This is a genomic window from Mesorhizobium sp. BHscii, assembly GCF_053848065.1.
Window position 1 is genome coordinate 191,844 of sequence record NZ_JBSPKW010000012.1, and the last position, 8,520, is coordinate 200,363.

7 protein-coding genes, 1 tRNA gene and 1 pseudogene are annotated in these 8,520 nt (G+C 62.8%); 2 read left to right on the forward strand and 7 right to left on the reverse strand.

The features are described from left to right. Positions 1 to 60: 60 nt before the first annotated feature. Positions 61 to 990 carry a dihydrodipicolinate synthase family protein gene (locus ACWTU7_RS18310; RefSeq protein ID WP_065012292.1) on the forward strand — a complete coding sequence of 310 codons (930 nt, stop codon included), beginning with the start codon at positions 61 to 63 and terminating at the stop codon, positions 988 to 990. Between the two features lie 289 nt (positions 991 to 1,279). On the opposite strand, the gene ACWTU7_RS18315 is transcribed toward ACWTU7_RS18310, so the two are convergent. Continuing rightward, a tRNA-Leu gene (locus tag ACWTU7_RS18315) sits at positions 1,280 to 1,364 on the reverse strand. 180 nt (positions 1,365 to 1,544) lie between these two features. Between ACWTU7_RS18315 and lipB the strand changes: the two genes are divergently transcribed. Further along, positions 1,545 to 2,288 (forward strand): lipoyl(octanoyl) transferase LipB, encoded by a 744-nt coding sequence (gene lipB / locus ACWTU7_RS18320; RefSeq protein WP_455839442.1) that lies wholly within the window; start codon positions 1,545 to 1,547, stop codon positions 2,286 to 2,288. Positions 2,289 to 2,654: 366 nt separating this feature from the next. Here lipB and ACWTU7_RS18325 read toward each other — a convergent pair whose 3' ends face one another. From ACWTU7_RS18325 to proS, 6 genes and pseudogenes are all read right to left on the reverse strand, one after another. Further along, a complete protein-coding gene (locus ACWTU7_RS18325) occupies positions 2,655 to 3,062 on the reverse strand; it encodes a nuclear transport factor 2 family protein (RefSeq protein WP_455839449.1) in 408 nt (135 codons plus the stop codon). A 206-nt stretch (positions 3,063 to 3,268) separates the two neighbouring features. Beyond that, positions 3,269 to 3,700: pseudogene (locus ACWTU7_RS18330) on the reverse strand (sigma-70 family RNA polymerase sigma factor); the annotation flags it as partial. Between the two features lie 42 nt (positions 3,701 to 3,742). Beyond that, positions 3,743 to 4,489, reverse strand: a complete 747-nt coding sequence (locus ACWTU7_RS18335) for an SDR family oxidoreductase (protein WP_455839443.1) — start codon at positions 4,487 to 4,489, stop codon at positions 3,743 to 3,745. 238 nt (positions 4,490 to 4,727) lie between these two features. Continuing rightward, a complete protein-coding gene (locus ACWTU7_RS18340; protein WP_174654574.1) occupies positions 4,728 to 5,411 on the reverse strand; it encodes an ABC transporter ATP-binding protein in 684 nt (227 codons plus the stop codon). After that, positions 5,408 to 6,694 (reverse strand): lipoprotein-releasing ABC transporter permease subunit, encoded by a 1,287-nt coding sequence (locus tag ACWTU7_RS18345; RefSeq protein WP_095518569.1) that lies wholly within the window; start codon positions 6,692 to 6,694, stop codon positions 5,408 to 5,410. The genes ACWTU7_RS18340 and ACWTU7_RS18345 overlap by 4 nt, the downstream gene beginning before the upstream one ends. Then, on the reverse strand, positions 6,691 to 8,019 hold the full coding sequence (gene proS, locus ACWTU7_RS18350; RefSeq protein WP_455839444.1) for a proline--tRNA ligase: 1,329 nt from the start codon (positions 8,017 to 8,019) through the stop codon (positions 6,691 to 6,693). The genes ACWTU7_RS18345 and proS overlap by 4 nt, the downstream gene beginning before the upstream one ends. Positions 8,020 to 8,520 lie beyond the last annotated feature (501 nt).

Sequence of the window (8,520 nt, forward strand, 5' to 3'; positions counted from 1 at the left end):
CGGGTTGGATCGGACCGTCGGTCCTGCGCTATGACTGAAAGCTGAATTTAGGAGGATCTCATGGCCATCGGTCCTGACACCAAAGGTGTCTACACCATTGCCCCGACGCCGTTCGAGGCGGATGGCAAGATCGACTGGGAATCACTTGATTCGATGGTCGATTTCTACGAGCGCTGCGGCGTCGATGGGATGACAATCCTCGGCATCATGGGCGAGGCCCCAAAGCTCGACGCCGGCGAATCGCTCGAGATCGTCAAGCGCATCGTGGCGCGCACCAGGCTGCCGGTCATCGTCGGCGTCTCCGCCCCTGGCTTCGCCGCCATGCGCAGCCTTGCGCGCGCCTCGATCGAGGTTGGCGCGCAAGGCGTGATGATTGCGCCGCCGCCGGCGCTGCGCACCGATGACCAGATCGTCACCTATTTCCGCAACGCATCCGAAGCGGTCGGCGAGGATGTTCCTTTCGTCCTGCAGGACTATCCGCTGACCCTCTCGGTCGTCATGACCCCGGCCGTCATCCGCCGCATCGTCACCGACAATCCGGCCTGCTTCATGCTCAAGCACGAGGACTGGCCGGGCCTGGAGAAGATCAGCGCGCTGCGCGGCTTTCAGAAGGACGGCTCACTGCGGCCGCTGTCCATCCTCACCGGCAATGGCGGCCTCTTCCTCGACTTCGAGATGGAGCGCGGCGCCGACGGCGCGATGACCGGCTATGCCTTCCCCGATATGCTCGTCGACGTGGTGAAATTGTCTGCCGCCGGCGAGCGCGACAAGGCGCACGATCTTTTCGACGCCCACCTGCCCTACCTGCGCTATGAGCAGCAACCCGGTGTCGGACTTGCGGTACGCAAATATGTGATGATGAAGCGCGGTGCCATCGCGTCCGACGCCCAGCGCAAGCCGGGCAGTGCGTTGTCGGCGGCGGCCAGACAAGAAGTCGACTATTTGCTTATGCGGCTGGAAAGTCGCGTCCGCAAACAAGCCCCGAGATAATGCAACCAGCGGACTATTTGCCGCGCATCACATCAATAGATAGCCGCGTGAGCTTGCGTGAAAAGCGCATTTTTTTGCCGAGGATTCCCAATGGCCCGCTTCGCGACACGGTTCGGGTCTTTGAAGCAGCTGGCATTTGATGACGGCTCAACCATGCGCTCAGCGCGCGGCATTCCGCGCCCAACCAGCCGCAGGTTCGCACAGCGTTTCAGCTTGCACAAACAGACTTGGGAAGAGCTGTAGTGAAACAGAAAATTGCGTAATAAAATAACAGCTTATTGGATAAAGCTGGTGCGGTCGAGAAGACTCGAACTTCCACGGGTTGCCCCACAGCGACCTCAACGCTGCGCGTCTACCAATTCCGCCACGACCGCACGTGGTAGGAGCCGAAACGAACCGGCTCGCGGCGTGTAGCAAATCGTTTCCGGCGAAACAAGGGCGCGTCGCGCAATAATTGCCCGGGATTCGGCATAACGCTCCAAAGGGGTGGAACGCGCTCGGAACTGGACGTTTCAGCCGATTGCCGCCATATGTGAGGCGACACGAGACACGCCATGACAGAACGCAGCCAGATCGCCACGTCGTTCCTGCCCCTGCCCGGTTCGGCACCGGTCGAATGGCGGATCGAACCCGGCCTCACCGCCTATCCGGATGCGCTTGCCGTGATGGAGGCGCGTGCCGAAGCGATCCGAAGCGGCGCCGCCGGCGAGATGGTCTGGCTGGTCGAGCACCCGCCGCTTTACACCGCCGGCACCAGCGCCCGCATCGATGATCTGATCGAGCCGGACCGTTTTCCGGTATTCGCGGCCGGGCGCGGCGGCGAATACACCTATCATGGGCCAGGCCAGCGCGTCGCTTACGTGATGCTCGACCTGAAGCGGCGGCGCGAGGATGTCCGCGCCTTCGTCGCGGCGCTCGAACAATGGATCATCAGCACGCTCTCCGCCTTCAACGTGCGTGGCGAACGGCGCGAGGATCGCGTCGGCGTCTGGGTGGTGCGGCCGGATCGCCCGCCTCTGGCCGACGGATCGCTCGCCGAGGACAAGATCGCCGCCATCGGCATCAGGCTGAGGCGCTGGGTGAGCTTTCACGGTATCGCCATCAATGTCGAGCCGAATCTCGCCCACTTCAGCGGCATCGTGCCGTGCGGCGTACAGGATCACGGCATCACCAGTCTCGTCGATCTCGGTCTTCCCATAACGATGGCCGATCTCGATCTCGCGCTGAAATCCGCCTTCGAGGACATCTTCGGACCCGCGGCACCTTTGCTTGTCGAAGCAGCCCGCAAGGCCGGCTGACAAAGCAGCACTGAACCACCGAGCTCCGACGGCTGCCCCCACCCCGTGAAGAACGTCAGCGTTTGAGCCACGTCTTCAGCGCTGCCTCACATCGCTCCGATCCAGATCGCCATGGAAATGAGAAACGTGCTCATGCACACTAGTGACACGACATCCTGAACAAGACCGGTCATAACACTCTCCTGTTTTCAGTATGTTCGTATTTTGTTCTAATTTTGTTCGAATGTCAACGGCCGCAATCCGAGCGCCGCGAAATTCCGGCGCTCAGTTCGGCAAGGTTAAGGAAACGTTGAGAGCCCACCGTGACCGCCTGCCGAAAAATGCGGCTCGCGGTCGGCCCGTTGGGGAATGTGAGGTCCAGGCCTTCTAAGCATGACGCCAGGCCGGCGGCAGGCCGAAGGCCGGAAAAAATTTCGGGCCGAGCGGCGGCACATAGACCGTCAGAGCCGCGATTCCGCCGTCAGCGGGCTCGATCACATGCAGGGAATGGGCTCGCCACGCAGGGTCATTGTGGCTGCGGGAATAGACACCGACTGCCGGCTGGGCATTGGCACCGGTTGCCATGGTGCGGAAGCCCGCAAAGTTACCCCAGATGGTCTCGAGGAAACCGCGGATCGCCGCGCGTCCTTGATACCATTCCCGCCAGGGCGGCATGCGATAGGTGGCGTCCTCCCGCAGCAGCTCGATCAGGCTGTCGAGATTGGCGGACTGCCAAGCCTGCATGTAACGTTCGAGCAGCAGGCCTTCTTCCCGGCCGGGCTTCGATCGCTGCATGGGACGTCCCTCTGGATATCGCGCCGCGAGGGTTGCGCGGGCCCGCTGCAATGCGCTGTTGATCGAAGCTGTCGATCCACCCAGCAGTCCCGCCGTCTCGACAGCCGACCATCCCAGCACGTCGGAAAGCAGTAGAGCGGCGCGCGCCTGGGTGGCAGGTCCTGGATCGCGGCGACGAAGGCGAGCTGGATGGCTTCGCGAGTCTCGTAGCGCGCTTCCGGACCCGGCTCACCATCAGTGAGGCCTGGCAGCTCCGCATCCGGGTAAGGCTCCAACCAGGTGACCTCGGCTGCAGGCCCGTCTGTGGCCCGTCCGTGGAAGGCCGGCCGTCCCGGCTGCTGGAGAATGCGACGCGTCCTCGATCTGGCCTTGAGGGCGTTGAGGCAAGAGTTGGTCGCGATCGTGTAGAGCCAACCGCGAATCGAACCCCGCCCGTCGAACTCCGACCTTGCACGCCAGGCGCGCAGAAACGTGTCCTGGACGAGGTCGTCCGCCTCGTGCAGCGAACCCATCATGCGATAGCAATGGAGCTTAAGTTCCCGGCGATGGGCCGCCGTGAACTGCTCGAAGGCCAGTCGATCCAGGATCGGCTGGCCCGGCTGGCGTATCGGCTTGAGAGGTGCCTGGGCGTCTGTCATGCGGATCCGGCATTTTTGAGTCCGGTTTGCATTACGCGCGCCTCAGCCCGCCGGCGCAAGCCCGCTACCGCTCACTGCGAAGGAACATCCTTGCGGTTTTTGGGTGGCGAGTGCGACCACCGCACGTCCCACTTCGGCCGGCGTTTGCATGTCTAGCATGCCCGCGATGAACTCCATCGGCCGGATGCCCATATAGGCCGAAATGCTCTCGATGCCGGCGTCGCCCACGCCGGTCCCTGGCATGATGCGCATAGGCGCAAGCGCCATGAAGCGCAGGTCGAGGCCGAGCCGATCCGATTCCTTCTGGCTATGACCGGCCAGGAACATCTGCATGCGTTTTGCGCCGGCATAGCCGCCGGAATTCGCTGGCCCCCCGGTCAAGGCTGCGCCACTGGAGATCAGAATGATCCGGGCGCCCGGTTTGAGCGGACGTCGGAGCGCGGCCTTGCAAAACAGGAACGATATCTTGACGTCCGTCTCCCAGTTTGCGGAGAACGCCTTCCAGTTCTGTTCATGTAGGGGCGCGGAGGGGGCAAGGGCACCCGCGCAGATCACCAGGGCGTCCGGCTCCAGCGCGGCAAAGACCTCGTCAGGGGCGGACTCCACGGTTGCGTCGACCGCGAACGTCTTCACGCCCGGAGTTTCCCAGGCAAATTGCGCCAGCGCCGGCTCGCCGCGGGCGACAGCCATGACCGTCGCTCTCTCGCTGAGGGCGGCTTCTGCGATCGAGCGACCGACACCACGGCTGCCTCCAACGACGACGACATTCCGACCTTGTAACAATCTCATGGATCACCTTGCTATCCGGGCCGCTGGACCATCCAGGCGCGCCCATTGATAAGGACAACACAGACGGGCGGAAATCATCGGTGCGACGTCAGAAATCTTCTACGGCGATCGGCATGGCCCGCGCTAAGCCCCGGTCGGGCGCGGGCGGCGGACAGCGACGCGTCAGGCCTGCCGCCAACGCGGCGCACATTTGCGACCGCAGCGAAGCCGTCGACAAGGGGAGCGCTGTGCGAGATCCCTAAAGCGGAACAACCTTGCCGTCGGCCAGCGTGACGCGACGGTCCATGCGCGAGGCAAGCTCGTGGTTGTGGGTGGCGATCAGCGCCGCCAGGCCCGACTGCCGGACCAGCGCTCCCAGTGCCTCGAACACATAGGAGGCGGTGACCGGATCGAGGTTGCCGGTCGGCTCGTCGGCAAGCAGCACCAGCGGCGCATTGGCGACGGCGCGCGCAATGGCGACGCGCTGCTGCTCGCCGCCGGACAGTTCGGAGGGGCGGTGCTGCGCGCGCTTGCCGATCTGCATGTAGTCGAGCAGTTGCGCCGACCGCTCGGCAGCCTCCTTGCGCGTCAGCCCTTTTATCAGTTGCGGCATCATGATGTTTTCCAGCGCCGTGAACTCCGGCAGCAGGTGATGGAACTGATAGACGAAGCCGACATCGTTACGGCGGATCGCCGTGCGCTCGTCGTCGGAAAGCCGCCCGCAGGCGCGGCCTGCCAGAATCACGTCGCCGGCGTCCGGCCGCTCCAGCAGTCCGGCGGTGTGCAACAGCGTCGATTTGCCGGTTCCCGACGGCGCCACCAGCGCCACGATCTCGCCGCGCTTCAGCGAAAAATCTGCGCCGTTGAGGATGGTGAGCTTGCGCGGCCCCTGGACATAGTGCCGCTCGACGCTCTTCAGCTCGATAATGGCCTCGGCCATCATTCGTACCTCAGCGCTTCGACCGGATCGAGCCTGGCCGCGCGCCATGCCGGAAACAGCGTCGCCAGGAACGACAGCACCAGCGCCATCAGGATCACCGAGATCGTCTCGCTGGCATCCATGCGGGCAGGCAGCTGGCTCAGGAAATAGAGCTCGGGATTGAACAGCCTCTCGCCGGCCAGCCAGGAGAAGAACTGGCGGATTCGCTCGACGTTCAGGCAGATTACAACGCCGAGCAGCACGCCGGCGATGGTGCCCACCACGCCGATCGCCGCGCCCGTCATCAGGAATATGCGCAGGATCGCGCCGCGGGTGGCGCCCATGGTGCGCAGGATGGCGATGTCGTGGCCCTTGTCCTTTACCAGCATGATCAGGCCCGAAATGATGTTGAGCGCTGCCACCAGCACGATCAGCGTCAAGATCATGAACATGACGTTGCGCTCCACTTGCAGCGCATCGAAGAATGTCCTGTTGCGTTCTCGCCAATCGACCATGGTGATCGGCCGCTGCGACGCCTCTTCGATCTTCGGTTTCAGCGCGTCGACATTGTCGGGATTGTCGACATAGATCTCAATCGCCTGAGCTCGGCCATCCATGTTGAAATAGAGCTGTGCTTCCGAAAACGGCATATAGACGATGGAGCTGTCATATTCCGACATGCCGACTTCGAAGATCGCCGTGATCGGGTAGCCCTTCATGCGCGGTGTCGTGCCGAGCGGCGTGACATCGCCGTCGGGCGCGATCAGCGTGATCGTGTCGCCGAGCACAAGACCGAGATTGTCGGCCATTCGGCTGCCGATGGCGACGCCCTCGCTTGTGTCGAAGCCGGCGATCGAGCCCTGCTTGATATTGTTGGCGACGATCGAAATTTTAACCAGATCCTCGCCGCGTATGCCGCGAACCAGCGCCCCTGACCCGCCGCCGATATTGCCTTGCGCCAGCACCTGCCCGTCGATCAGCGGAATGGCGTACTGGACGCCGGGCACGCCGTTGATGCGGCTGGCGACCTGCGCATAGTCCTCCAGCGGCATGTCGAGCGGCTGCACGATCAGATGGCCATTGACGCCGAGGATGCGCGTCAGGAGCTCGGCGCGAAACCCGTTCATGACAGCCATCACGACGATCAGCGTGGCGACGCCCAGCATGATGCCGAGGAACGAGATCGAGGCGATGACGGAGATCACCGTCTCCTTGCGGCGCGAGCGCAGATAGCGCCACGCGACCATGCGTTCGAAGACGGAAAAAGGTCCCGCGGCATGGGGTTTCTCTACTGCCGCTTCGCTCATGCGGCAAAACCGAAGCGCTTCTTCGCGTCCACGATCGGCAGCGTCTCGCGCTCGCCGGTCCTGCGGTTCTTGATTTCGACCTCGCCGGCCGCCACGCCGCGCGGCCCGACGATCACCTGCCACGGCAGGCCGATCAGGTCGGCGGTGGCGAACTTGCCGCCCGGCCGCTGATCGGTGTCATCGTAGAGCACGTCCTTGCCGACGGCGACAAACGCCGCATGGAGTTCGTCGCAGACGCGGTCGCACTCGGCGTCGCCGGCCTTCATGTTGATCAGGCCGACGTCGAAAGGCGCCACCGCCTCCGGCCAGATGATGCCGTTGTCGTCGTGGCTGGCCTCGATGATCGCCGCGACCAGCCGCGTCGGGCCGATGCCGTAGGAACCCCCGGAGGCAAAATGATCCTTGCCGTCGGGCCCTGTCACCTTGGCGCCCATCGGCTTCGAATATTTGTCGCCGAAATGGAAGATGTGGCCGACCTCGATGCCGCGCGCCGAGACCCGGTCGCTTGTCGCAACCTTCTCCCACGCGGCCTCGTCGTGCATCTCGTCGGTCGCGGCATAGGGCGTCGTCCATGTCTTGACGATCTCGCCGATCTCGGCATCGTTGGAGAAGTCCGTGTCCGCACCCGGCACATCAAGCGCGAGATAGTTGCGATGGCAATAAACCTGGCTCTCGCCGGTGTCGGCCAGGATGATGAATTCGTGGCTGAGGTCGCCGCCGATCGGCCCGGTGTCGGCACGCATCGGGATTGCCTGCAGCCCCATGCGCGTGAACGTCCTGAGATAGGACACGAACATCCTGTTGTAGGCCGCCTTGGCGCCTTCGAAGTCGAGATCGAAGGAATAGGCGTCCTTCATCAGAAACTCGCGCGAGCGCATGACGCCGAAGCGCGGTCGCACCTCGTCGCGGAATTTCCACTGGATGTGATAGAGATTGAGCGGCAGATCCTTATAGGATTTCACGTAGGCGCGGAAAATCTCGGTGACCACCTCCTCGTTGGTCGGACCGTAGAGCATGTCCCGGTCTTGCCGGTCCTTGATGCGCAACATCTCCTTCCCGTAGTCGTCATAGCGACCGCTTTCGCGCCACAACTCGGCGAACTGGATGGTCGGCATCAGGATCTCGAGCGCGCCGGCCCGGTCCTGCTCCTCGCGAATGATCCGGCAGACCTTGTCCAGTACCCTTTTGCCGAGAGGCAGCCAGGAAAAACTGCCTTGCCCCTGCTGGCGGATCATGCCGGCGCGCAGCATCAGCCGGTGCGAGACGATTTCGGCCTCGCGCGGATTTTCTTTAAGGATAGGCAGGAAATAGCGCGACAAACGCATGGACTGGTCCGTAAGAGAGAGGATTGCCGCACCGGAATCGGCGCAGCGCAGGCTTGCCTGCCCCGGCTTCATAGCCATTTCATGACGGAATGGAAACCCGCCCATCGGGTGTCGCAAAGGGCGCCGCAGTGCCGCATCCGCCTTGCTGGTCGTTTCGCAAGCAACGCCTGCCACACTATTGTGCACTGCAGCACGAGATTGCTTATTTCCAGGCAAAATTCTGCGTGACATTTTCACCCGCCTTGGTCTAATGTGCCCCGATAACCGAGAGGGCGGAAAGAAATCTGCCCTCCTACGCGGTCAAAGTCTTGGGAGGATGCGATCTAGGCGCGGTTACTCGCTGCCGCCGGACACCGGAAACAGATCGGACGCGTTTAAATTGCAAGGCCTCGTGCCTTGCATTTTTTTTGTGCAATCATCTGGTTAGCACGACAAATTGCTAGAGCGGGATGAGATTTGTAAGAGTCGTGGGATTCCCAAATCATCGCAGTTCTGATTCAA